Source organism: Stenotrophomonas sp. G106K1 (assembly GCF_037969685.1).
GTDB lineage: Bacteria > Pseudomonadota > Gammaproteobacteria > Xanthomonadales > Xanthomonadaceae > Stenotrophomonas > Stenotrophomonas lactitubi.
This window is the reverse complement of sequence record NZ_JBBPFR010000001.1, coordinates 194,031-218,027: the sequence shown is the minus strand read 5'-3', so window position 1 is coordinate 218,027 and position 23,997 is coordinate 194,031. Positions and strand designations below refer to the sequence as shown.

The window sequence follows — 23,997 nt, the reverse complement described above, 5'->3', positions numbered from 1 at the left end:
GACCCAAAAGCAGCCGAGCGTGGGCTCGGCTCTACCACGGAACCTCGCTTGTGCTGCTGCGTACCTTCCTGCCCCTGCCGTTGCTGTTTGCCGCCACCGCTTCCGCCGCGCCGCTGGACCTGCCTGCCCTGATCGAATGCCGCCAGGGCGTGGCCGAGCATGCCGCGCTGGCACCCCTGTTGGCCGATCCGCTGAAGGCCGTCGCGCATGGCCTGCAGCCGCTGCCGCAGGGCAACCAGTTCATGAGCGAGTACCGGCTGGCCAGCCCGATCACCGTGTTCGGCGAGCAGACCGAGCGTGTAGCCGTGGCCGGCGCCAGCGTCATGGCCGTGCTCGACCAGGCCGACCCGCGGCCGCTGGCCAGGCAGCTGGCCCTGGAGATCGGCTACGACCAGGACGGCAAGTTCATGGCCGGGCGCGAGCTGGTCAGCCGCGATGTGACCGACCCGAAGACCGGGGAGGCGCAGATCGAGTCGATCATCCTCAGCGTATCCACCGTCGCCAGCCACCCGGGCAAGACCCTGGCCGGCTGTACCTACAGCCTGGACCTGCCGGCCGAGGACGAGGGCCCGGCCGCCGCCCCGGCTGGCGAGGGTCACTGACAGGCCCCCACATCCTGCTAGACTTGGGTCATCGCCCGGCCTGCCGGGTGCCTTTTTTCCAGAGATGTCAGAAGACGACAGTAGTAGCTCCTCCGTGGAGCACAGTGAAAAGAAGCGCGGCTGGCTTGAACGCCTGACGTCCGCTTTCTCCGGCGAACCCCACACCCGCGACGAGCTGGTCGCTGTCCTGCACACCGCGCAGGAAGAAGGATTGATCGCCGCCGATACCCTGAAGATGATGGAAGGTGCCATTTCGGTAGCCGAGCTGACCGTGGGCGACGTGATGATCTCGCGTTCGCAGATGGTCTCGCTGCCGGTGGAGGCGCCCTTCCTGGAGCTGATGAAGCAGGTGGTCGAGTCCGGCCATTCGCGCTTCCCGGTGCACGGCGAAAACAAGGACGACATCCTCGGCGTGCTGCTGGCGAAGGACCTGCTGCGCGGCGTGGTTGCCGACAATGGTCCGGGCAACGTACGTGAACTGCTGCGCCCGGCGGTGCTGATTCCGGAAGCGAAGAAGCTCAACGTGCTGTTGAAGGAATTCCGCCTGTCGCGCAACCACATGGCGATCGTGGTGGACGAGTACGGCGGTGTCGCCGGCCTGGTCACCATCGAAGACGTGCTGGAGCAGATCGTCGGCGACATCGACGACGAGCACGACGAGGCCGAGGATTTCTCGGCGCAGATCGCCATTCAGGCCGATGGCCAGTACGTGGTCGATGCCCTCACGCCGATTGGCGATTTCAACGAGCGCTTCGGTGCCTCCTTCTCCGATGAGGACTACGACACCATCGGCGGCCTGGTGACCGAAGCCGTCGGCCATCTGCCGGAAGTCGGCGATGAACTGGCGCTGGACCGTTTCATGTTCCGTGTGGCCCGCGCCGATGCGCGCCGGGTCCAGGCTTTCCATGTAACGGTGCTGGCACCGGACGCGCAGGACGACGCTTGAAACACCGTGGCCTGATCCTGACCCTGTGGCTGGCGTTGTGCCTGCTGGCCACGGCCCTGCCACTGGCTGCGTTCGCGCAGGCGGCGGCCGTTTCGACGGCCAGCGATGCCCCTGCCCCGCGTGTCGGTGTGGTCACCATGCAGCCGGGCACCGTGTTCTTCGAACGCTTCGGCCACGATGCCATCGTCGTGCTGGACCCGGTGAGCGGCGAGGCGATCTCGTACAACTTCGGCTACTTCGATCCGTCCGAGCAGGATTTCATCGGCCGCTTCGTACGTGGCGACATGATGTATTACCTGGTGGCCCTGCCACTGCAGCAGGACCTGTCGTACTACGACGAGACCGGCCGCGGTGCCAGCGTACAGTGGCTGGATATCACCCCTGCGCAGGCACGCTCGCTGGCCGCCGACCTGGCCGAACGGGCCAAGCCGGAAAACGCGCGCTACCACTACGATTACTACACCGCCAACTGCGCGACGATGGTGCGCGACACGCTGGACAAGGCACTGGGCGGCGGGCTGCATTCGCAGCTGTCGGGTCGTTCGCGTGGCAACACCTACCGCAGCGAGTCGGTACGGCTGGCGTCCCCAGCCCCGTGGATGTGGCTGGGCTTCGATATCGGCCTGGGCCCGTTTGCCGACCAGCCGCTGTCGCGCTGGCAGGAGGCCTTTGTACCGATGCGCCTGGCCGACGCCCTGCGCCAAGCCCGCAACAGTGATGGCCGCCCGCTGGTGCAGTCCGAGCAGGAACTGCTGCCGCACCGCATCGACCCCGAGCCCAAGGAGTTCGCGCGCCACTGGTGGCCGTGGCTGCTGTGTGGCCTGGTGATTGCGGCGGGCGTGCTGGTGCTGCGCAACCGTCCGCGCCTGCTGGCCGGCTTGGCGTTGCCGCTGTGGCTGCTGTGCACGATCGCCGGTGGCCTGCTGGTGTTCCTGTGGGGCTTCAGCACGCACTACGCCGCCTGGGCCAACCGCAACCTGCTGCTGCTCTCGCCGCTGTGCCTGCTGTTGCTGCCGGGGGCGATCAGCCTGCTGCGGCGGCGCGTGCCCGGCCGCATGTTCAGGATCGTACTGTGGCTGGTGGCGGTACAGGCCGTGGCGGCCCTGGTGCTGCATTGGCTGAGCCTGCAGGCGCAGTACAACGTGCAGTGGATCGTGCTGCTGCTGCCGGTCCACGCTGCCTTGGCCTGGGTGCTGGGGCGCCGTCCTCACTTGTCGGAAACGCAGCACTGACGCACGATGGCGGGCATGTCATTGCCCGCCTCACTGCCCGCCCCTGCTGCCGCCTCCACCGCAGCCAATCCCACCTGCGTCATCAACTGCGTCCACTACGATGACGACGGCAAACGCCACGACATCAGCCTGGATGCCATCAGCGATGTCATTGCCAGCAACAACGGTTTCGTCTGGGTTGGCCTGTACGATCCGAACGAAGATGTACTGCTGAAGCTGCAGGAAGAATTCTGCCTGCACGACCTGGCGGTCGAGGATGCGCGCAACGCGCACCAGCGCCCCAAGGTGGAGGCCTACGGCAACTCGTTGTTCGTGGTGGTGACCACCGCGCAGATGGTTGACGAGCGCATCCAGTACGGCGAGACCCATGCCTTCCTCGGCCCACGGTTCCTGGTGACCGTGCGCCATGGCGCCTCGCTGTCGTACGCGCCGGTGCGTGCGCGCGTCGAGCGCGAGCCGCAACTGCTGAAGATGGGGCCGTCGTACTGCCTGTACGCCGTGGCCGACTTCGTAGTGGACAACTACCTGCCCATCACCAACCGTTTCCGCGACACCCTGGAGCTGCTGGAGAAGGACATCTTCGCCGACAGCTACAAGCGCAGCACGGTGGTGCGCCTGTACGAGCTCAAACGCGAGTTGAACAAGATGCGGATGGCGGTGGCGCCACTGCAGGATGTACTGGCGCAGCTGCGCCGCTACCAGGGCGAACTGTTCCCGGACGAAGTGAAGCTGTATATCCGCGACGTGCACGACCATGCAGTACGCATCAGCGATGTGATCGACACCCTGCGCGAGATGCTGGGCACGGCCTTGAGCGTGAACCTGTCACTGGTGACGCTGGCCCAGGGCGAGACGGTGAAACGGCTGGGCGCATGGGCCGCGCTGCTGGCCGCGCCGACGTTGATCACCAGCTGGTATGGCATGAATTTCAGCCACATGCCGGAATTGAACCAGCCGTGGGCCTACCCGCTGATGATCGTCGGCGTCGGCGGCATCTGCGTCGGCCTGTACCGGCTGTTCAAGCGAGTGAAGTGGTTGTAACCCGCTTTTTTGTAGAGCCGAGCCCACGCTCGGCTGTTCCCGGCAAAGAGCAGCCGAGCATGGGCTCGGCTCTACACAGGCAGGTGCATCAAGCCACGTAGATGGTCTTGATGTTCATGAACTCGTGGATGCCGTGGTCGGCCAGTTCGCGGCCGAAACCTGATTCCTTGCTGCCACCGAACGGCAACCGCGCATCGCTCTTGACGATGGCGTTGACGAACGCGGCACCGCATTCCATGCGCTGGGCGAAGGACTCACCGCGCACCGGGTCACGTGTCCACACGCTGCCGCCGAGGCCGAAGCGGGTGTCGTTGGCCACGCGCAGTGCCTCAGCCTCGTCCTTGACCCGGATGACGGCGGCGACCGGCCCGAACAGTTCTTCGTCGTAGGCCGGCATGCCCGGCCCCACCTGGTCGAGCACGCTGGCCGGATAGCCGGCGTGGCTGCCAGCAACCGGTTCGCCGCCGATCAGCACGCGCGCGCCCTTGGCGACGCTGGCCTGCACCTGCTTGTGCAGTTCGTCGCGCAGGTCGGCACGGGCCATCGGCGCCAGCGTGGTGCCGCGCTCGTTCGGGTCGCCGTACTGGCGCTCGCCTGCGGCTTCGACGAAGCGCCGGGTGAATTCATCGGCCACCGCTTCGACCACGATGAACCGCTTGGCGGCAATGCAGGTCTGGCCACTGTTGTCGAAGCGCGACTTCACCGCGGCGGCAACCGCCTTGTCCAGGTCGGCATCATCGAGCACCACGAAGGCGTCGCTGCCGCCCAGTTCCATCACCGACTTCTTCAACTGGCTGCCAGCGTTGGACGCAATCGATCGCCCTGCCCGCTCGCTGCCGGTCAGGGTCACGGCTTTCACCCGTGCATCGCGCAGCACCTCGGCCGCCTGGTCGTTGTCGATGTGCAGCACGTCGAACACACCGCCCGGCAGGCCACCATCGCGGCATACGGCCAGGATCAGGTCGGCGCACTGCGGCACGTTGCTTGCGTGCTTGAGCAGCGCCACGTTGCCGGCCATGAACGCCGGAGCAAGGAAGCGGAACACCTGCCAGATCGGGAAATTCCACGGCATCACCGCGAACACGCAGCCGATCGGCTCATAGCGCACGTAGCTGCGCTGTGCCTCGGTATCGATCAGTTGCGGCTTCAGGTAGTCGGCGGCGTGGTCGGCATAGAACTCGCAGGTGCTCGCGCACTTTTCCACCTCAGCCAGCGCCTCGGCCTTCAGCTTGCCCATTTCGCTGGTCATGGCCTGCTGCAGGTCGTCGCGGCGCGCACGCAGCTGGCCAGCGATCTGCTTGAGGATCGCGCCACGTTCCTGCAGCGAGCGCTCGGCCCAGCGTGGGAACGCCTCGGCTGCGGCCTGCAGGCGCTGCTCGATGGCAGCGCTGTCCATCAGCTCATGGCAGTAGGTCACCTGGCCGGTGGCCGGGTTGATGATCTCGACGGTCATGGGGGGTCTCCATCAGGTAGACCCCCATTGTGCGCCGGCGGCCGTGAGCCGGATGTTGCCGGCTCAGCCGTTGTCCTGGCGTGCCAGCTGCAGGTCGCGCTGGCGTCGCTTCTCGGCACGCGCATTGATGTACCAGCCGATCACCGCAGCAATCGAAACCGCCGACACCAGCAGGGTGGCCAGCGCATTGATCTTCGGGCTGATGCCCATGCGCACCGAGGCGAACACCTTCATCGGCAGCGTGGTCGAGCCCGGCGTGGCGACGAAGCTGGCCACCACCACGTCGTCCAGCGACAGGGTGAAGGCGAGCAGCCAGCCGGCCACCAGCGCCGGCGCGATGATCGGCAGGGTGATGCGGCCGAAAACGGTCAGCCGGCTCGCGCCCAGATCCATCGCCGCTTCTTCCAGCGACAGGTCCATTTCCTGCAGGCGCGAGGACACCACCACGGTGACGAAGCACAGGGTGAAGGTGACGTGGGCGATCCAGATGGTGGCCAGGCCACGCGCCGGGAAGCCCGGAATCGCGCCCATCGAGGCCAGCAGTGCCATCAGCGAGAAGCCGAGGATCACATCCGGCATCACCAGCGGCGCGGTCACCAGCGCACCGAAGAACGGCTTGCCGCGGAAGCGCTTGAAGCGGGTCATCACCATCGCCGCCAGCGTGCCGAGCACGGTGGCGGTACAGGCGGTCCAGAACGCGACCACCAGGCTGGTCCACATCGCATCCATCAGCGCGCGGTCGGCAAACAGGTCGCTGTAGGCGCGGGTGGAGAACCCGGCCCAGACCATGGCCAACCGCGAACTGTTGAACGAGTAGAACATCAACAGCAGGATCGGCAGGTACAGGAAGGCGAAGCCGAGCAGCAGCACGCCCAGCCCAAGGCCCTTGGCAGAACGCGGGCTCATGCCTGCTTCCCTTCCAGCAGGCGCTGCTGGGATCGGTTGAACAACAGGATCGGCACCAGCAGCAGCAGGATCATCGCCACCGCCATCGCCGAGGCCCCGGGCCAGTTGCGGTTGTTGAAGAACTCGTTCCACAGCTGGCGGCCAACCATCAGCGTTTCCGAGCCACCGAGCATTTCCGGGATCACGAATTCGCCGATCGCCGGGATCATCACCAGCATGCAGCCGGCGATGATGCCCGCCTTGGACAGCGGCAGGGTGATGCGCAGGAACGCCTGCCACGGCTTGGCACCGAGGTCGTACGCCGCTTCCAGCAGGCGGTGGTCATGCTTGACCAGGTTGGCGTACAGCGGCAGCACCATGAACGGCAGATAGCAGTACACGATGCCGATGTAGGCCGCGGTCGGGGTATCGATCAGCTGCAGCTTGGGCAGGCCCATGCTGGTCATCAGCGTCTGCAGGCCGGTGTACTGCAGGAACTGGTCGAGCAGGCCGTTGCGGTCCAGGATCGCTTTCCAGGCATAGACGCGGATCAGGAACGAAGTCCACGACGGCAGCACCACCAGCATCATCGCCACGTTGCGCGCGGCTGGCGACAGGCGGGCGATGGCATAGGCCATCGGGTAGCCGATCAGCAACGTGAGGAAGGTCGAGATCGCGGCGATCTTGATCGAGCTCAGGAACGCCTGGGCATAGATCGAATCGCGGAACAGCGCCAGGTAGTTCTCGAGGTTGAGCTTGAGCGAGAACCCGCCGTCGGCGTACTGCAGCAGCCAGGTGTACGGCGGCGAGCCGACCCGGCTGTGCGAGAAACTGATCATCAGCACAATCAGGAACGGCACGGCAAAGAACAGCAGCAGCCACAGGTACGGAATGCCGATGACCGTGGCACGCAGCCCCGGCAGCCAGCGCTTCAGGCCGGTGGCGCTCATGAGGTCAGCACCACGCCGTCGTTGTCGCGCCAGTGCACCCACACCTGATCGCCCCAGGTCAGGCCATCACTGGCCCAGCGCTGCGAGTTGGCGAAGTTGGCCAGCACCTTGGCACCACTGGGCAGGCGCACGTGGTAGACCGAATGACTGCCGAAGTAGGCAATGTCCTCGATCACGCCCTGCGCCTTGTTGGTGTGCCCTTCCGGCTCGTCCTTGCCGATCATCACCTTCTCAGGGCGCAGCGCGAATGCGACCGGCTGCCCTTCATAGCAGGTGATGCCGTGGGCGATGTAGACCGGCGCCGGGAACAGCGGCGAGCGCACGGTCACGTATTCGGGCAGGTCCTCGTCGATCACCCCGTCAAACAGGTTCACCGAACCGATGAACTCGGCAACGAAGCGGTTGGCCGGCTGCTCGTAGACCTCGTCGGGCTTGCCGACCTGCTGGATCCAGCCGGCGTCCATCACCGCGATGCGGGTGGCCATGGTCATCGCCTCTTCCTGGTCGTGGGTGACCATCACGCAGGTCACGCCCGAGGATTCGATGATGCTGACCAGTTCCAGCTGCATCTGCGAGCGCAGCTTCTTGTCCAGCGCGCCCATCGGTTCGTCCAGCAGCAGCAGCTTGGGCCCCTTGGCCAGCGACCGTGCCAGCGCCACCCGCTGCTGCTGGCCACCGGACAGCTGGTGCGGCTTGCGCTTGCCCAGATGGCCCATCTGCACCAGGTCCAGCATCTCGCCGACACGCTTGCTGATCGCGTCCTTGCCCAGCCCATCCTGCTTCAGGCCGAAGGCGATGTTCTGCTCGACCGTCATGTGCGGGAACAACGCGTAGGACTGGAACATCATGTTGACCGGCCGCTGGTACGGCGGCAGCGCATCCATCCGCTGGCCATCGACGGTGATGCTGCCCTTGGTGGGCGTCTCGAAGCCACCCAGGCAGCGCAGCAGGGTCGATTTACCGCTGCCCGAGCCGCCGAGCAGGGCGAATATCTCGCCCTTGCGGACGTCCAGGTTGACGTCATCGACGGCGACGAAGCCATCGAATTCCTTGCGCAGATCACGAATGGAGAGATAGCCGGGCACACCGGTCGCTTCGACGACGGCGGCTTCCGGCTGGGCTTCAACGGGCATGGGGGCTCCGGGAGCGGGCGGTGGACAGCGGCCGTCATTCTAACGGCCGGGGGCCGATGGGGATATGACGGCGGCAGGTGGCAGCGGCTACGGCCGGGCCGGCCCCGCGTCCGCTGTCGGATTCCGACCGGAATTGGCGCGCTTCCGTCCATAACCCGTCTCCCTGCCCCGCTGCTGCCGGCCGTCCCCGCCAAGCGCCACCGGCACCACCCGGAATCTGCAACGATTTTCAGAACCGGAAGCATTGATCGCCCGCAGCACCCCAGGCGCAATTTGCTGGACCGAAGCCCACCATGGACGAACACGCGTGATATCCCCAGCTGACTGCTTCCCTCCCGCCCCTCCCGAACGCCTGGCGCCGCCAGCCCACGGGCTGGAGCTGGTCATCGTCGGCGCCGGCCAGGCCGGGCTTTCACTCAGCGCCGTCCTGCAGGAGGCCAACGTCGACCATCGCGTGCTGGAAGCCGAAACCGTGGGCGCCAGCTGGCGGCGGCGCTGGGACTCCTTCCAGACCAACACCGCCAACGCGACGATGGCCCTGCAAGGCCACGCCTATGCCGGCGACGATCCGGAGGGCTTCATGGCCGCAGCGGAAGTGATCCAGCGGCTCCGCGACTACGCCAGCGAGCGGTCATTGCCCATCGATGAAGGCTGTGCGGCACATCGGGTCACGCCGCAGGCCGGCGGTTATGCCATCGAAACCAATCAGGGGTTGATCCACGCACGCGCGGTGGTGGTTGCCACCGGTGAATACCGGCGCGCCCGGATGCCACGGGTTCCGTTTGCGCCGCGGCCGGACCTGGCGGTGCTGCACTCCGCCGATTACCGCAATGCCCGGCAGCTTCCCGATGGCGCAGTACTGGTCATCGGCGGCGGCCAGTCCGGCGCGCAGATCGCCCAGGACCTGCGCACCAGCGGGCGCAGCGTGTACTGGTCGCTGGCCGACCGCCACTCGCATACGCGCCGGCTGCGTGGCAAGGACTCGATGACCTGGTGGGACATGGCCGGACGCATCCACCAGCATGTGCGCGAATCGGCCGGTGTGCTGGCGGGAGAGCCCGATGCCCTGCGCAAGGCCCGCACTGCGGAGTTCCCGCTGATTTCCGGCAAGGGCACCGCCGGCAGGGGCAGCTCGATCAGCCTGCTGACGATGCACCGCGAAGGCATCACCCTGCTGGGCCGCCTGCAGAGCGTCGCCGGGGGCATCGCCCGTTTCGCCGATGCGCGGCCGCAACTGCACAGCGCGATGGAAGCGACGCGGGCCGAGTACGCCTACCTCGACTCACTGGCCAGCGCGTACTACGCAACGCAGCCCGAACCGCGCACGGACGACGCGCGCTACATCCCCGAGGAGGTCTACCTGCATTGGGAGCCGGAGCCTTCGCCGCGCGAGCTGGATCTGCAGGCGGCAGGCATCCATTCGGTGGTGCTGGCCACCGGATTCGTCAGCGAATGGCCATGGCTGGATGTGGACGGCGTGCTGGACGAACGAGGCTACCCGCTCGGCGAGTTCGGTGTCTCCCCGCAGCCCGGGCTGTTCTTCATCGGCATGCACAACCTGCAGCGGATGAGCTCGTCGTTCCTGTGCAACGGCGGTCGCGATGCACGGGACCTGCTGCCCGCCATCCTGCAGCACCTTGGCCGGAGCGGCAGTACCGGCTCCGGCGCAGGGTAAGGCAGCCGCCGGGCATGGCCCGGCGCCACCAGGACCGCTCAGCGGCCGGTCTTCACCTCGGTCCACAGCCGGGTGTAGAGCTTGTCGGTCTCCGGCGTGTTGATCGAATAGGTGAACATCTTCGCGGCCACGTCGGCCGGCGGGTAGATGGTCGGGTCGGTGCGGATCGCTTCGTCCACCAGCGGGGTCGCGGTCGGCACCGGGTTGCCGTAGTGGATGAAGTTGGTGTTGGCCGCGGCCACCTTCGGTTCCAGCAGGTAGTTGATGAACGTGTAGGCCGCTTCCGGGTGCTTGGCATCCTTCGGGATGGCCAGCATGTCGAACCACTGCGGCGCACCTTCCTTCGGGATCGAGTAGGCCACGTGCACGCCATTGCTGGCCTCGGCCGCACGGTCGCGGGCCTGGATGATGTCACCCGACCAGCCCACCACCAGGCAGGTGCCGCCGTTGGCCAGCGAGCCCACGTACTGCGAGGAGTGGAAGTTCTGCACGTACGGGCGGATCGACTTCAGCAGGTCCGCCGCCTTCTGCAGGTCGGCCGGATCGCCGCTGTGCGGGTCCAGGCCCAGGTAGTGCAGCGCGATCGGAATCATGTCCGCCGGCGTGTCCAGGATGGTCACGCCGCAGTCCTTCATCTTGCTGATGTTCTCCGGCTTGAACACCAGGTCCCAGCTGTTGGCGATGTCGGTGCTACCACCAAAACGCTCCTTCAGCATGTCCACGTTGTAGCCGATGCCGGTGGTGCCGATCATGTACGGCACGCCGTACTGGTTGCCCGGATCCTGGGTGGCGATGCGCTTCATCACCGCCGGGTCGAGGTTGGCCAGGTTCGGGATCTTCGACTTGTCCAGCGGCAGGAACACACCGGCCTGGATCTGTCGGCCGAAGAAGTTCAGCGTCGGCACCACCACGTCGTAGCCACTGTTGCCGGCCAGCAGCTTGGTCTCGACCATCTCGTCACTGTCGAACACATCGTAGGTGACCTTGATCCCGCTCTGCTTCTCGAAGTTCGGGATGGTGTCTTCGGCGATGTAGTCGCTGTAGTTGTAGACGTTCAGGACCTGGCTGTCCTGTCCGCCGCCGTTGCCGCCGCCACAGGCGGAAAGCATGGCGGAGGCCAGGCCGAGCGTGAGGATACGCAGCTTCATCGGGTGCTCCAGAATGCGGGAAGGGGGGGCCGGCCGGGCCGGCGACGGGTGCCAGCCTACCCCCCGGCGACGGATTTTTCTATTCGCGGCCTTCACACGTTCAGCAGCAGGAACTCGCGCTCCCACGAACTGATCACACGGAAGAAGGTCTCGTATTCCTTGCGCTTGACCGAGATGTAGGCGCGGCAGAAGCGCTCGCCCAGCAATGCCTGCAGCTCGCTGCACTGCTCCAGCCCGTCCAGTGCTTCACCCAGCGAACGCGGCAGGTCGTAGCCCAGCTCCTTGGCGCTGCCGGTCACCGGTGCATCCGGCGCCAGGCGCTCGCGGATGCCGAGCAGGCCACAGGCCAGGGTCGCGGCCATCGCCAGGTAAGGGTTGGCATCGGAGCCGGCAAAGCGACTTTCCACCCGCATGTTCTCCGGCGTATCCAGCGGTACCCGCAGGCCGCAGGTGCGGTTGTCGAAGCCCCAGTGCACGTTGCTCGGCGAGACCTCGCCGAACACCAGGCGCCGGTAGGAATTCACGTTCGGCGCGAAGAACGCCATGGCCATCGGCACATACTTCTGCAGGCCAGCCAGGTAGTGGGCGAACAGCGGGCTGAAATCCTCACCGCCGTGCTCGCCGGTGAACACGTTCTGGCCATCGCTGATGCGCAGCAGGCTCTGGTGGATGTGCATCGCACTGCCCGGCTCGTTCTCCATCGGCTTGGCCAGGAAGGTGGCATACACACCATGGCGCATCGCCGATTCGCGCATGGTGCGCTTGAACAGGAACACCTGGTCGGCCAGATCCATCGCATTGGCGTGGGTGAAGTTGACCTCCAGCTGCGCCGCGCCGGATTCGTGGATCAGCGTATCCACGTCCAGCTTCATCGCATCGCAGTAGTCGTACATCAGGTCGAGGATCGGATCGAACTCGTTGACCGCGTCGATCGAGTACGACTGCCGCGCCGTTTCCGGGCGGCCGGAGCGGCCCGCCGGGGGCAGCAGCGGGAAATCCGGATCGGTGTTCTTCTGCACCAGGAAGAACTCCAGCTCGGGCGCAACCACCGGTCGCAGGCCGAGCTCGGTGTAGGCATCCAGCACCCGGCGCAGCACGTTGCGCGGCGCCAGCTCATGCGGTTCGCCGTTCTTGGTGTAGCAGTCGTGGATGACCTGCGCGGTCGGATCGGTCGCCCACGGCACCATACGCACCGTGTCCGGGTCGGGGCGCAGGATCATGTCCGAGTCCGACGGTGAGGTCAGGTCGTAGTAATCGTCCGGGAATTCGCCGGTGACCGTGGTCGCGAAGATGCCCTCCGGCAGGCGCGTGCCGTAATCGTGCGAGAACTTGTCGGCAGGGATGATCTTGCCGCGCGCATTGCCGGTGATGTCCGGAACCAGGCATTCGACCTCGGTGATGCGCCGCTCCTTCAGCCAGCGCAGCAGGCTGCTTTCCTGCGGGGGCGTGGGCGTAGCCGTCTTGCGCGGGCGCGTTCGCGAACTCATGGGGATTCCAGTCGATTCTGTTGGTGCTGCCGGCAAGCTTGGCCGAACGCACGGAAAATAGCGTGATAGAACGGCGTCTGCATGACACGCCACTCCGGATGCCACTGTACGCCGAGCACGAATCGATGGCGCGGGCTGCGTGCCGCTTCGACCAGGCCATCATCGGCCCAGCCCTCGATCTGCAGGTCGTCGGCCAACCTCGCGATGCCCTGCCCGTGCACCGAATTGACCTGCACCCGATCGCCGGCAGACCACTGTGCCAGCCAACCACCATCGGCCAGGGTGATTCCATGCGCCGGCCCATACTGGACCTCCACCGGCGCCTGCGGGTCTTCGCGATGGTCGCTCAGGCCAGGCACAGCATGCACCTGCGGATGAAGCGTGCCGCCAAGCGCCACGTTCAATTCCTGGAAGCCGCGGCAGATCGCCAGCACCGGTAGATCCATCGCCAGCGCCTCGTGCAGCAGAGCGAACGCCGTGGCATCGCGGGCCGGGTCGTGCGGGTCGCCTTCCCAGCTGCGGCCCCCTTCGTAGTGCTGCGGCTCGATGTTGCTGACCGCGCCGGTCAACAGCAGGCCATCCAGGCCCCGCAACCAGTCGCGTGCCGGCAGCGGCGGCTGCAGGCTCGGCAGCAGCAGTGGCGTTGCCTGCGCAGCGTCCACCAATGCACGTACATATTTTTCCCCGACCACCGCGAAACGATGGTGGCCGAGCACGGTGCTGTCGGTGGGCAGGCCCACCCAGGGCAGGCGGCGCATGGGAAAACTCCTTGGCGTGCAATCACGTTACCCGCCCAGCATCGGCAACGGCAAGCCGCTGCCGTCACACCACGGGCGCCCGGCTTGGGCCAAACTATCGGCGTGAAGCCCGACCGTCCTCCCCCGCTCCGACGCCCTTTCCCGCTTCTGCGAGGCCGCCGGTGAGCGCCGCCTTCCCGCCCAGCTGGTACGCCAGCAGCCTGCCCGAACCGGCCGCGCTGCCGCCGCTGCGCGGTGAACTGCAGGCCGATGTCGCGATACTGGGCGCCGGTTACACCGGCCTCACCGCCGCACTGGAACTGGCCCTGCGCGGCCAGCGGGTGGTGGTGCTGGAGGCGCAGCGGATCGGCTGGGGAGCCTCGGGCCGCAATGGTGGCCAGGCGCTGGTCGGCTACGGCTGTGAAGTCGACGAGCTGGAACGCCAGCTCGGCCGCGAGGATGCGCGCCACCTGTTCGACTGGTCGCGCGAAGCGGTACAGGCGATGCGCGCGCGCATCGACCGGCATCGCATCGATTGCCATTGGGTGCAGGGCCACGCCAGCGTCGCCATCCGCGCACGCCACGAGCAGGACCTGCGCGCCAACTGCGAACAGCTGCAGCGACATTACAACTACCCGATGCAGTGGTGGGAGCGCGACACCCTGCGCGCGCAGCTGGACAGCCCGCGCTACCGCGCCGCGATGTTCGACCCGCTCAGCGCGCACCTGCATCCGCTGGCCTACGCCCGCGGGCTGGCCGATGCCGCGCGCGCGGCCGGAGCGGTCATCCACGAGCAGTCGCCGGTAACGCGCATTCAACGTGGTGCACACGCGGTGCTGCATACCGACCATGGCAGCGTGCGCGCGCCGCATCTGGTGGTGGCCGGCAACGCCCTGCTGCAGGGGCTGGTGCCTGAGCTGGAACGGCGCATCATGCCGGTCGGCACCTATATCGGCGCCAGCGCGCCGCTGGGTGCCGAGCGCGCCCGCGCCCTGATCGGCAACAACATGGCGGTCTCCGATACCGCCTGGGCGCTGGACTATTTCCGCCTCAGCCATGACCACCGCCTGTTGTTCGGCGGCCGTGCCAGCTATTCCGCGCTGCCGCCGCCGGGCCTGCAGCGGGTGATGCAGCGGCGCATGCACCAGGTGTTCCCGCAGTTGGCCGACATCCCGCTGCAGCAGGTCTGGGGCGGTTATGTGGACATCACCCGCAACCGTGCCCCGCACTGGGGGCGGCTGGATGGGAACCTGTACTTCGCGCAGGGGTTCTCCGGCCACGGTGTGGCAGCGGCCGGGCTGGCCGGCGAGGTCATCGCCGCAGCGATTGCGGGCCAGAGCGAGCGTCTGGACGTGTTCCAGCGCCTGCAGCACGCGCCCTTCCCCGGCGGACGCCTGCTGCGCATGCCGCTGCTGGTGGCGGCGATGTCCTGGTACAAGCTGCGCGATGCGTTGTGGTAGCCAACCCGTTGTCAACCCTGTGACTTGATCCGCCGCTGCACTTTGTTTGCATAATTGGTCCAGGAACAAAGGGGCGCGTGGATGCAGTGGTGGAAAGATGGACTGCTGGTGAGAATCCGGGTCAGCCCCGAGGGAGTGGCGCTGGCGCTGCTCTATGCACTCGCCTGCTGGGCGGCGCGCAAGATGTCCCTGGACCAGTTCTATCTGCCCGCCGGCGTCCGTGTGGCCGCTCTGCTGCTGTGCCCGCCACGCTTGTGGCCCTACCTGCTGCTGGGTGAGTACGCTTACTTCGCGCAGTTGCGCATCCCCCTTCTCGAAAAATATGGCCTCAGCTGGGTGATCTTCGCCTCGGCATTCCTAATGCCAGCCGTGATGCTGATCGTGCGCCTGCACCGGAAGCTGCTGGAGCGCACCACGATCGTCGGCATCATCTCCATCGCGATGTGCGCTGCCGTGGTCGTAAGCCTGCTCAATCTGGGCATTTCCCACCTGCTGTGGCCACCGCTGCGCGAAACCGCCTTCCTGACCAGCGCCCTGCGCTACGCGCTGGGTGATTTCATCGGCATCCTGGTTCTTGCACCATTGGCGCTGCTGTGGATCCGGCGCAGCGAAGAATCGTGGTCCAAGCGGTCCGTCGCAGCTGTGGCTGCGTCGCTGGTTGCCACGCTTGTCATCGGCTTGCACGCAACGCCGGTAGCACCCGCCACGGTTGCTGCCACCGGCTCCCTGCAGTTGCTGCTGCTGCTGCCCATTCCTGCCATCGCCTTGACGTGTCTACTGGGCTGGCGCGGCGCTGCGATCGGCGTAGCGACCGTGAACCTCATCATCGGATTGACCACACCAAAGATCGAACCCGAAGCCTTCGATGCTGCGACGTTCGCCACCCAGCAGGCCATGGCCATCGCCAGTGTCGCCCTGTTGCTGCTGGGTGCCCGCATCACCCACTTCCAGAACCAGCACCGGCTGCGTGAAGAAGATGGAAGGAACACCCTCCTTCTCGCCCGGCGAACGCATACGTCCAGCGAGATGGACCTGCGCGAACGCGCCGCCCACCTGCGCCGCCTGGGCGACGGGCTGGACCTGTCTCTCAATGAGATGGTGAACTGGCTCCACGCCCAAGGCCACCACGCAGTGGCAGACAGCCTCAAACACACGTCTGAAGTGCATTCGCGGCTGTTCCGTGCACAGGCGAGCATGATTTACCCAGCGGCGCTGGAAAGGCTGGGGCTGTACGTGGCCCTGCAGGCAGGCGGAGTGCGCGAAAACTGGAACAGCACTCACCGTGTCTGCCAGCCTCGACTGAGTGGCGATCCGTGCAGACTCAGTTCCAACCTCCAACTGGCGGCCTACCGCTCCATCGTCGAGGCGGTTTCAATCCTGCTTGGAGGCGAAACCGGCCAGCTCATCGTGCGCGGCCGTTGCGGCGTCCAAGGCGACCGCCGTGGCATTGTCCTGTTTGCTTCGATGATCGACCGCAGGCATGCTCTGGCACGATCGACCATGGACCAAGCGGCCGAGCAGCTGGCCGGACGCATACTGGCCTACGGCGGCTCACTGCACTGCGGTCGTAATCGGATAAGAATCCTGCTGGAGGAATCGATCGATACCCCGCCCGGGGGTGTGATCTCCGTTCGTGAAGAATGGCGCGAGAGCGGAATCGATCCATTCCAGCAACCGCCTCCAGCCGCGCAGCGCGAGTAGAGAATTGCGATGCGCGTCACAAACCAGTCGTGACTCTGATTGTCCCGCATTTCGTCTGTGCGTCCCTTGCGGTGCATCACCAGCTGAAGCGGAGATTGCGCCTTTCCATATCTCCCGATACTGTCCGGTCAGGGAGTGGTTCATGTATCGACAGGATCGCGATAGCGTGCGACGAGCAAGGGAGGCTTGCGCTTGAACTGGTTGAAGAGTGGGTTTGAACTGAGCTTCCGCATCCGACCGGTCGGTATTGCGCTCGCCGCCCTGTACGCGATCACCTGCTGGACCACATGGCGGCTGTCGGTTGATCAGTTCTTCCTGCCAGCCGGCGTTCGCGTCGCAGCGCTGCTGCTGTGTCCACCCCGCCTCTGGCCTTACCTCATCCTGGGCGAGTACGCCTACTTCGCGCAGATGCGTTATCCGATGATCGAAGCCTATGGCGTGGGCTGGGTGATTCTCGCTTCCGCCTGCCTGATGCCGGCCGTTGCACTGATCATCCACCTCCATCGCAAGGCGATGGAAGCCACAACTGAAGGATGGTTGCTGTCGGTGGCAGCATCGGCCGCATTGGTGGCCAGCGCCTTGAAGCTGGGCCTGTCCCACCTGCTGTGGCCCGCCCCGCCCACCATGCCGTTCTATTCCAATGCGGCGCTGTTCGTGCTCGGCGACTACATCGCTATTCTCACGGTCGCGCCGCTGGCACTGCTGTGGATGCGCCGCCACAGCGGCTATGGCTGGAGCGCCTGGAGGCTTCCGCCAACGCTGGCCGCGCTGTGTTCCCTCTGTGTACTGGGTGCCCTCATCGCACTGGTCGGTGCCCACGATCCCATGGCGCGCGCCCTTCTGCAGTTGCTGCTGGTGCTACCTGTGATCGCCCTCACCTGCATGCACGGCTGGCGCGGCGCGGCAGTGGGTGTCCCGCTCATGAACTTGATGCTGAGCGCGACCATGCCAACCACCGGTCTTCCAAGCTCGTTCGACCAGACCACGTTCTTCACCCAGCAGATCATTGCCATCACCAGTACCGCACTGCTCGCACTGGGCTCGCGCATCACCCATCACTACCACCAGCAGACCCGTCCTGCGATGGAGATCTCCCAGGCGATTGCGTTTTCACGCTCGGCGCATCTTGCCAACGAACGGGATCTTCGTGAGCGGGCACTGGGGCTGCGCCGGATCGCCGACGATATCGAAGCGGTGCTCGGAGAAACGGCGCACCTGCTCAGGACCAACGGCCACGAAGGCCCCGCTACCGATCTGTTGCGAACGTTCTCATCACGTTCCCGACAGTTCCGCGAATTGACCAGCAGGGTGTATCCCACCGAACTCGAGCAAGCGGGACTCTATGTCGCATTGCAGGCCGGCGGCCTGCGCGAGGCATGGGACTCCAGCCATCGGCTGGTCCGCCCGATGCTTGCGGGCGATCCCTGCAAGCTGAGCATGGGGCTGCAGTTGGCCGCCTATCGTCTGCTTGCCGAAGCGGTGTTGTTGCTGCTGGAGGAAGAAAAAGGCCAGATTCTGATCCGCGCCCGTTGCGGGCGATCCGGGGGCCAGCAGGGAATCGTGTTCACCGTGGCTCTGCTTGATCGGCACAGTACTTTGGCGCCTGCCACGCAGGGGTTGGCCATCGAGCGGCTCTCGGCCAGGGCAAATGCCTACTCCGGCGCTGTGCAATGCCGGATCAACCGGATCAGGATCATGATGCGGGACACGCCTCTCGACAGCCCCCAGCTTGTTCCGTCTCGAAATGTGAGCTATCCCAGCGAAACAGCCACCAGGCACTGAGCTTGGCATGTGCCCCGGCCAGCCCCTCAGCGGACAACCGCTGCGGGGCTGGCCCAATCCAGTTCCAGCGCCGATTACTTGCTGCTGTTGGCGGACTCGACGGCCCAGATTGCATCGCGGCCTTCGCCGTGGACGACAAGCGAGAAGTCAGGTCCATGGAAAACAGTGCGTCGGCGGGCATTCTGCGGCAAGGGCAGTTGTCTTGAGGGCAGCGAGGTGCGAACTGGTGCCTTTCCGGCCGGGAGTGTCCAGAATGTCGAATCGATGTTGGCGATGATCAGCACCACCTGGCCGGCAAGATCATTGACCTGGTAATACGCGACTCCATCACGCTCGAATGCGTACACGGACCAAGCCGGATCAGCACTGAGGTTGACGGCAGCAGGCTGAGCCTCGCCCAATCCGGCCTGCGCCATCTGGACACCATTGCCTCCACTCGGACAGCAGGCCAGAGCAAGTCCGGGCGCAGCAAGCAAGGCAGCGGCAGAAGCCACGATCGAAAATCGGGAAAATCTCACAGGCATCTCCATGGTTGAAATAATGGGCAGCGTCCAGGCAACTGAAGCCTGACCACGATCAGATAATGCGATGCCCCGCATGACCGGATGAAATAGTCCACCCCGCAATGGACGGAAGGGGCACTGCCAGCATACCCATGCGCCGCAAGGGGCGCCATGCAAGGCCATTTACGACGACAAACTCAGCAGCGCGACATCAGATACCCCTTTTCGATGGGGCGACATTCCCCATCGCAAAGGCGCCGAGGTCTCGTGAAACATTGGCCGACAGAAGGTTCGCCTCCTTGCGCTAAAGTTGCACTCGAAACCGCCGCTATCCGTGCCAAGACTTTCCCACATGAGCCACCGCATCATGCCCGTCCTGTCGCAGGCCGCTCTGGAAGGCGACCTGACCGATCCCCTGCCTCAGCGGATCCTGCTGGTGGAAAACTCGCGCGCGTTCACCGGCATGCTGCGCGAGGCAATCGAGCAACGCCTGGAGCTGCCGGTGGTGGTGGCCAGCTCGCTGGCCGAGGCCGACCGCCTGCTCACTGCCGAGGACGGCTGGTTTCTGGTCCTGACCGGGCTGGTGCTGGCCGATGGTGACCGCGACGCGGTGGTCGAGTTCTTCCTCAAGCGCAACCTGCCCACCGTGGTGGTCAGCGGTGTGTATGACGAGGACCTGCGCAAGCGTGTGCTGCAGCAGCAGATCATCGACTACGTGCTGAAGAATACCCCGGGCAGCATCGACTACCTGGTGTGGCTGGTGCAGCGCCTGGAGCGCAACCGGCGCATTGCCGCGCTTGTTGTGGACGACTCGCCGTCCGCGCGCGGCTATGCCGCCGCCCTGCTGCGCATGTACGGCCACGAGGTGTACGAAGCGGCCGATGGCAGCGAAGGCCTGGCGGCGATCGAGGCGCATCCGGCGATCCGCCTGGCCGTGGTCGACCAGGAAATGCCGGGCATGCAGGGCGTGGAGTTCACCCGCCGCCTGCGCACCCTGCGTTCGCGCGACAAGGTGGCGGTGATCGGCATTTCCGGCAATACCGATGCGTCGTTGATCCCGCGCTTCCTGAAGAACGGCGCCAATGACTTCCTGCGCAAGCCCTTCTCGCGCGAAGAGTTCTTCTGCCGTGTGTCGCAGAATGTGGACCAGCTGGAGCTGATCGGCACGCTGCAGGACCTGGCCACCCGCGATTTCCTCACCGGCCTGCCCAACCGCCGCTGCTTCCTGGAACAGAGCCAGCGCCAGCTGCCGCAACTGCAGCTGCACGGCCAGTGCGTGGCGGTGGCGATGATCGACATTGACCATTTCAAGCACATCAACGACACCCACGGCCACGAAGCCGGTGACGATGCGCTGCGTGCGGTCGCCCGTGCCGTCGGCGACCACGCGCGCAGCCAGGACCTGATCGCGCGCTTCGGCGGCGAGGAATTCTGCCTGCTGGTGCCGGACATGGAACAGGACGAAGCGCTGCTCTATTTCGAGGAGCTGCGCCAGCGCATCGCCGCGCTGGAAGTGGACATCGGCAGCGCCACCCTGCGCATGACGGTCAGCATCGGCCTGTGCTGCCTGCGGCCGCAACGCGATGCGCTGCACCGGCTGATTTCCGAGGCCGATCGCCAGCTGTACCTGGCCAAGGCCGGCGGCCGCAACCGGGTCAGCTGCACCACCGTTGCCAGCCCGTTGCGTCCGCGCGAGGCTGTGCTGTCCTGACCGGCATGCTTTGATCCAGATCAACGCCGCCCCGGCGCGGCGACTCTACAGTCGGCCCCGACATACGCATGAAGGGGAGCCGGGGATGGCACTACTGGTCTGGCAGGACGATCTGAACATCGGCATCGATGTGATCGATCAGCAACACCGTCGCATCATCGAGATGCTCAACCACCTGCACGTGGCGCAGACCAGCCTGCAGCGCGCGGCGATAGGCGAAGTGATCGACGAGGTGGTGGACTACACCATGTCGCACTTCGCATTCGAAGAAGAGCTGATGGAAGAAGCGGGCTATCCGTTCTGCGCCGCGCACAAGCGTGTGCATGAAGTCTTCATCAAGCGCGTGGCCGAGTATCGCCTGCGCTTCCAGGCCGGCGAGGACATCAGTGACGAGCTGCGCACCATGCTCTCACGCTGGTTGTTCAACCACATCCGCGGTGACGACCAGGCCTATGCCGAACAGGTCAAGCAGCACCTGAACCAGTTCGCCCGCGAGCACCAGAGCGGCGGCTGGCTGGGCCGCACGCTCAAGCGCTTCTTCGGCTGATCAGCGCTGGCGGCGCTGCAATGCGAGCAGCGCGCACAGGGTGATCACCGCGGTCAGGCACAGGTAGTAGCCGACCGCGACCAGCCCGTAGCGCTCGGCCAGCCAGGTGGCCAGGTACGGCGCCGGGGCGGCACCAAGAATGCCCGCCAGGTTGAACGACAGCGAGGCACCGGTGTAGCGCACCTCCACCGGGTAGATCTCGGCCAGGAAGGTGCCGCAGGGGCCGTAGGTCAGCCCCATCAGGAACAGGCCCAGGCACAGGAACGTCAGCACCAGCCACGGGCTGCCGGCCTGGAACAACGGCGCGAACAGCACGCCGAAGCCGATGATCAGCAGACTGGCGATAGCCATCGTGCGGCGGGTGCCCCAGCGGTCGCCATAACGTGCCGACAGCGGGATGCCGGCGGCGAAGAACAGCATCGCCACCATCTGCATCAGCAGGAACTGCTCGCGGCTGTAGCCAAGCACGGCGGTGCCGTGGCCGAGGCTGAACACCGTCATCAGGTAGAACAGCACGAAGGTGGCGAATGCACCCAGCGTGCCCAGCAGCATCGGCAGCGGATGGTCGCGCAGCACCGTCCACATCGGCAGACGCACCGGCGCCTTGCGCTCCAGCGCGCGCTTGAAATCCGGTGTCTCGTGGATGTTCAAGCGCACCCACAGGCCCAGGCCGACCAGCAACGCGCTGGCCACGAACGGAATGCGCCAGCCCCATTGCAGGAAATCGTCCTGGCCCAGGCAGCGACCGAGCAGCAGGAAGATGCCCGCTGACAGCAGGAAGCCGATCGGTGCACCCAGCTGCGGGAACATGCCGTACCAGGCGCGCTTGCCCGGCGGTGCGTTTTCGGTGGCCAGCAGCACCGCCCCACCCCACTCGCCTCCCAGACCCAGACCCTGGCCGAAGCGGCACAGTGCCAGCAGCGCCGGCGCCCACAGGCCGATCTGCGCGTGGGTCGGCAGCAGGCCGATGGCGACCGTGGACAGGCCCATGGTCAGCAGCGCGGCCACCAGGGTGGCCTTGCGGCCGATACGGTCACCGAAGTGGCCGAACACCGCCGAGCCCACCGGGCGTGCGATGAACGCCACCGCGAAGGTCGCCAGGGACTGCAGCAATGCGGCCTGGTCGCTGCTTTCCGGGAAGAACAGGTGCGGGAACACCAGTACCGCGGCGGTGGCGTAGATGTAGAAGTCGAAGAACTCGATGGTGGTGCCGATCAGGCTGGCCAGCAGGACACGGCGGGGAGAATTCACGGGTGGCGCGGCTGCGGTGATCGTCGACATCGGCAAGGCGGGTAACGGCGGATCGACCGATTCTGCCACGCTTGGCGACCCCGCCGGGGCAATGGTTTCAGGCGACACCGACGCCAACGATTTCCTTCTGCGTGGATGAATCCCACCCTGCCGCCTCTACAGTAGATCCACGCCATGCGTGGATGAATCTGCCCGGCGCCAACCAAGGTTGGCGTCTACCAAAGGCAGCCGGGCGCGGCTCGGCGCTACAACTGGATCCAGGTGGCCTTCATCTCGCTGTACTTGTCGAAGGCATGCAGCGATTTGTCGCGGCCGTTGCCGGACTGCTTATAGCCACCGAATGGCGCCGTCATGTCACCGCCGTCCCACCCGTTCACCCACACGCTGCCCGCACGCAGCTGGCGCGCCACGCGATGGGCGCGACCGAGATCCCGCGTCCACAGGCCGGCGGCCAGCCCGTAGCGGCTGTCGTTGGCCACGCGCACGGCCTCGGCTTCGTCGTCGAAGCCAAGCACCGCCAGCACCGGGCCGAACACTTCCTCGCGGGCCAGCGCCTGCTCCGGCCGCACCTGGTCGAACACCGTCGGCTGCACATAGCAACCGCCCGCCTCCACCTCGGCACGCTGGCCGCCCAGCAGCAGCCGCGCGCCATCGGCTTCGGCGCGGGCGATGTCGGCCAGTACCTTGTCCACATGCGCGGCATCGACCAGCGCCCCCATCGGTGCATCCGCCTCCAGCGGATGGCGGGGCTGCATGCGCTGGCCGTAGGCGATCACCTGGTGCACGAAGTCATCGCGGATCGAACGCTGCACCAGCAACCGCGAACCGGCCGTGCAGACCTCCCCCTGGTTGAAGAAGATGCCCTGCGCTACGCCCTTGGCCGCCGCATCCAGGTCCGGCGCATCGGCGAACACCACGTGCGGGCTCTTGCCACCGCATTCCAGCCAGACCCGCTTGAGGTTGGAACGACCGGCGTACTCCAGCAACTTCGCGCCGGTCGCGGTGGAGCCGGTGAAGGCCAGCACGTCCACGTCCATGTGCAGGGCCAGCGGCTCACCCACGCGTGAACCGTGGCCCGGCAGCACGTTCAGTACGCCCTCGGGCAATCCCGCTTCGGCCGCCAGTGCGGCCAGCCGCAACGCACTCAGCGGCGAGCGCTCGGAGGGCTTGAGTACCACCGAATTTCCCATCGCCAAGGCCGGCGCAATCTTCCAGCAGGCCATCAACAGCGGAAAATTCCACGGCACGATGGCCGCCACCACGCCTGCGGCCTCGCGTGTCACCAGGCCCAGCTCGTGCGGGCCGGTGGGCGCGATTTCACCGTACAGCTTGTCCACCGCCTCGGCGGTCCAGGTCAGGCAGCGCACCACGCCGGGCAGGTCGATGCGGCGCGCATCGCGGATCGGCTTGCCCATGTCCAGCGTTTCCAGCAGGGCCAGTTCATCGGCATGCGTCTCCACCAGCGCGGCCAGTGCCAGCAGCACGCGCTTGCGATGGGCAGGGCTGGCCTGCGACCAGTGGCCTGCCTCGAACGCGCGGCGCGCCGAGGCCACTGCACGCTCCACGTCCTGCGCATCACAGTCGGCCACTGCGCCCAGTACGCGCCCGTCGATCGGGCTGATGCAATCAAAGCGCGCGCCGCTGGCGGCATCCACGAAGCGGCCATCGATGAACGCTTGGCCGGGAATCGCCACGCGGCTGGACAGGGCCTGCCAGTGGCTGCGGTCGGGGAAGTGGGTCATGGGGTCCTCCG

At 66.0% G+C, this 23,997-nt stretch carries 21 protein-coding genes; 11 read left to right on the top strand and 10 right to left on the bottom strand.

Going from position 1 to position 23,997, the window contains the following annotated elements; translation table 11 throughout:
* Positions 1 to 53: 53 nt before the first annotated feature.
* The 4 genes from WKB25_RS00980 to WKB25_RS00965 all read left to right on the top strand — a co-directional run bounded on the left by WKB25_RS00980 (position 54) and on the right by WKB25_RS00965 (position 3,821).
* A complete protein-coding gene (locus WKB25_RS00980) occupies positions 54 to 602 on the top strand; it encodes a hypothetical protein (RefSeq protein WP_340568493.1) in 549 nt (182 codons plus the stop codon).
* Positions 603 to 666: 64 nt separating this feature from the next.
* Positions 667 to 1,548, top strand: coding sequence for a transporter associated domain-containing protein (locus tag WKB25_RS00975; protein ID WP_265952102.1), 882 nt, complete (start codon positions 667 to 669; stop codon positions 1,546 to 1,548).
* Entirely contained in the window at positions 1,545 to 2,780 is a 1,236-nt protein-coding gene (locus WKB25_RS00970; RefSeq protein WP_340568191.1) for a DUF4105 domain-containing protein, read from the top strand. The genes WKB25_RS00975 and WKB25_RS00970 overlap by 4 nt, the downstream gene beginning before the upstream one ends.
* Positions 2,781 to 2,786: 6 nt before the next feature.
* Positions 2,787 to 3,821 (top strand): magnesium and cobalt transport protein CorA, encoded by a 1,035-nt coding sequence (locus WKB25_RS00965; protein WP_340568190.1) that lies wholly within the window; start codon positions 2,787 to 2,789, stop codon positions 3,819 to 3,821.
* A gap of 88 nt (positions 3,822 to 3,909) precedes the next feature.
* Here WKB25_RS00965 and WKB25_RS00960 read toward each other — a convergent pair whose 3' ends face one another.
* From WKB25_RS00960 to potA, 4 genes are all read right to left on the bottom strand, one after another.
* Positions 3,910 to 5,274: an NAD-dependent succinate-semialdehyde dehydrogenase gene (locus tag WKB25_RS00960; RefSeq protein WP_340568188.1), complete on the bottom strand. Its 1,365-nt coding sequence runs from the start codon at positions 5,272 to 5,274 to the stop codon at positions 3,910 to 3,912.
* A 63-nt stretch (positions 5,275 to 5,337) separates the two neighbouring features.
* On the bottom strand, positions 5,338 to 6,180 hold the full coding sequence (locus WKB25_RS00955; protein WP_100464457.1) for an ABC transporter permease subunit: 843 nt from the start codon (positions 6,178 to 6,180) through the stop codon (positions 5,338 to 5,340).
* On the bottom strand, positions 6,177 to 7,109 hold the full coding sequence (locus tag WKB25_RS00950; protein ID WP_340568185.1) for an ABC transporter permease subunit: 933 nt from the start codon (positions 7,107 to 7,109) through the stop codon (positions 6,177 to 6,179). Before WKB25_RS00950 ends, WKB25_RS00955 begins: the two co-directional genes overlap by 4 nt.
* Positions 7,106 to 8,242 carry a polyamine ABC transporter ATP-binding protein gene (gene potA / locus WKB25_RS00945; RefSeq protein WP_340568183.1) on the bottom strand — a complete coding sequence of 379 codons (1,137 nt, stop codon included), beginning with the start codon at positions 8,240 to 8,242 and terminating at the stop codon, positions 7,106 to 7,108. The genes WKB25_RS00950 and potA overlap by 4 nt, the downstream gene beginning before the upstream one ends.
* Positions 8,243 to 8,513: 271 nt before the next feature.
* On the opposite strand from potA, the gene WKB25_RS00940 reads away from it, so the two are divergent.
* Positions 8,514 to 9,917 carry an NAD(P)-binding domain-containing protein gene (locus WKB25_RS00940; RefSeq protein ID WP_340568492.1) on the top strand — a complete coding sequence of 468 codons (1,404 nt, stop codon included), beginning with the start codon at positions 8,514 to 8,516 and terminating at the stop codon, positions 9,915 to 9,917.
* 38 nt (positions 9,918 to 9,955) lie between these two features.
* Here the strand turns inward: WKB25_RS00940 and WKB25_RS00935 are convergent, their stop codons facing one another.
* From WKB25_RS00935 to WKB25_RS00925, 3 genes are all read right to left on the bottom strand, one after another.
* Positions 9,956 to 11,065 (bottom strand): polyamine ABC transporter substrate-binding protein, encoded by a 1,110-nt coding sequence (locus WKB25_RS00935; protein ID WP_049466929.1) that lies wholly within the window; start codon positions 11,063 to 11,065, stop codon positions 9,956 to 9,958.
* A gap of 92 nt (positions 11,066 to 11,157) precedes the next feature.
* Entirely contained in the window at positions 11,158 to 12,552 is a 1,395-nt protein-coding gene (locus WKB25_RS00930) for a glutamine synthetase family protein (RefSeq protein ID WP_089239973.1), read from the bottom strand.
* Positions 12,549 to 13,310, bottom strand: a complete 762-nt coding sequence (locus WKB25_RS00925) for a gamma-glutamyl-gamma-aminobutyrate hydrolase family protein (protein ID WP_340568181.1) — start codon at positions 13,308 to 13,310, stop codon at positions 12,549 to 12,551. The genes WKB25_RS00930 and WKB25_RS00925 overlap by 4 nt, the downstream gene beginning before the upstream one ends.
* 200 nt (positions 13,311 to 13,510) lie before the next feature.
* On the opposite strand from WKB25_RS00925, the gene WKB25_RS00920 reads away from it, so the two are divergent.
* The 3 genes from WKB25_RS00920 to WKB25_RS00910 all read left to right on the top strand — a co-directional run bounded on the left by WKB25_RS00920 (position 13,511) and on the right by WKB25_RS00910 (position 18,232).
* A complete protein-coding gene (locus WKB25_RS00920; protein WP_340568491.1) occupies positions 13,511 to 14,749 on the top strand; it encodes an FAD-binding oxidoreductase in 1,239 nt (412 codons plus the stop codon).
* An 81-nt stretch (positions 14,750 to 14,830) separates the two neighbouring features.
* Positions 14,831 to 16,450 (top strand): MASE1 domain-containing protein, encoded by a 1,620-nt coding sequence (locus tag WKB25_RS00915; RefSeq protein WP_340568180.1) that lies wholly within the window; start codon positions 14,831 to 14,833, stop codon positions 16,448 to 16,450.
* A gap of 192 nt (positions 16,451 to 16,642) precedes the next feature.
* Positions 16,643 to 18,232 carry an MASE1 domain-containing protein gene (locus WKB25_RS00910; protein ID WP_340568179.1) on the top strand — a complete coding sequence of 530 codons (1,590 nt, stop codon included), beginning with the start codon at positions 16,643 to 16,645 and terminating at the stop codon, positions 18,230 to 18,232.
* A 74-nt stretch (positions 18,233 to 18,306) separates the two neighbouring features.
* Here the strand turns inward: WKB25_RS00910 and WKB25_RS00905 are convergent, their stop codons facing one another.
* Positions 18,307 to 18,831, bottom strand: coding sequence for a hypothetical protein (locus tag WKB25_RS00905; protein WP_340568178.1), 525 nt, complete (start codon positions 18,829 to 18,831; stop codon positions 18,307 to 18,309).
* Between the two features lie 271 nt (positions 18,832 to 19,102).
* On the opposite strand from WKB25_RS00905, the gene WKB25_RS00900 reads away from it, so the two are divergent.
* Together WKB25_RS00900 and WKB25_RS00895 are read left to right on the top strand one after the other, a co-directional pair.
* Complete coding sequence (locus tag WKB25_RS00900) at positions 19,103 to 20,446, top strand: diguanylate cyclase (protein WP_340568489.1); 1,344 nt, start codon at positions 19,103 to 19,105, stop codon at positions 20,444 to 20,446.
* A gap of 85 nt (positions 20,447 to 20,531) precedes the next feature.
* Positions 20,532 to 20,993 (top strand): bacteriohemerythrin, encoded by a 462-nt coding sequence (locus tag WKB25_RS00895; protein WP_340568177.1) that lies wholly within the window; start codon positions 20,532 to 20,534, stop codon positions 20,991 to 20,993.
* Here WKB25_RS00895 and WKB25_RS00890 read toward each other — a convergent pair whose 3' ends face one another.
* Positions 20,994 to 22,274: an MFS transporter gene (locus tag WKB25_RS00890; protein WP_080149309.1), complete on the bottom strand. Its 1,281-nt coding sequence runs from the start codon at positions 22,272 to 22,274 to the stop codon at positions 20,994 to 20,996.
* Here WKB25_RS00890 and WKB25_RS00885 point away from each other — a divergent pair.
* Complete coding sequence (locus tag WKB25_RS00885) at positions 22,261 to 22,383, top strand: hypothetical protein (protein ID WP_340568505.1); 123 nt, start codon at positions 22,261 to 22,263, stop codon at positions 22,381 to 22,383. The genes WKB25_RS00890 and WKB25_RS00885 overlap by 14 nt on opposite strands.
* A 106-nt stretch (positions 22,384 to 22,489) precedes the next feature.
* Here the strand turns inward: WKB25_RS00885 and WKB25_RS00880 are convergent, their stop codons facing one another.
* Positions 22,490 to 23,986: an aldehyde dehydrogenase gene (locus WKB25_RS00880; protein ID WP_340568176.1), complete on the bottom strand. Its 1,497-nt coding sequence runs from the start codon at positions 23,984 to 23,986 to the stop codon at positions 22,490 to 22,492.
* Positions 23,987 to 23,997 lie beyond the last annotated feature (11 nt).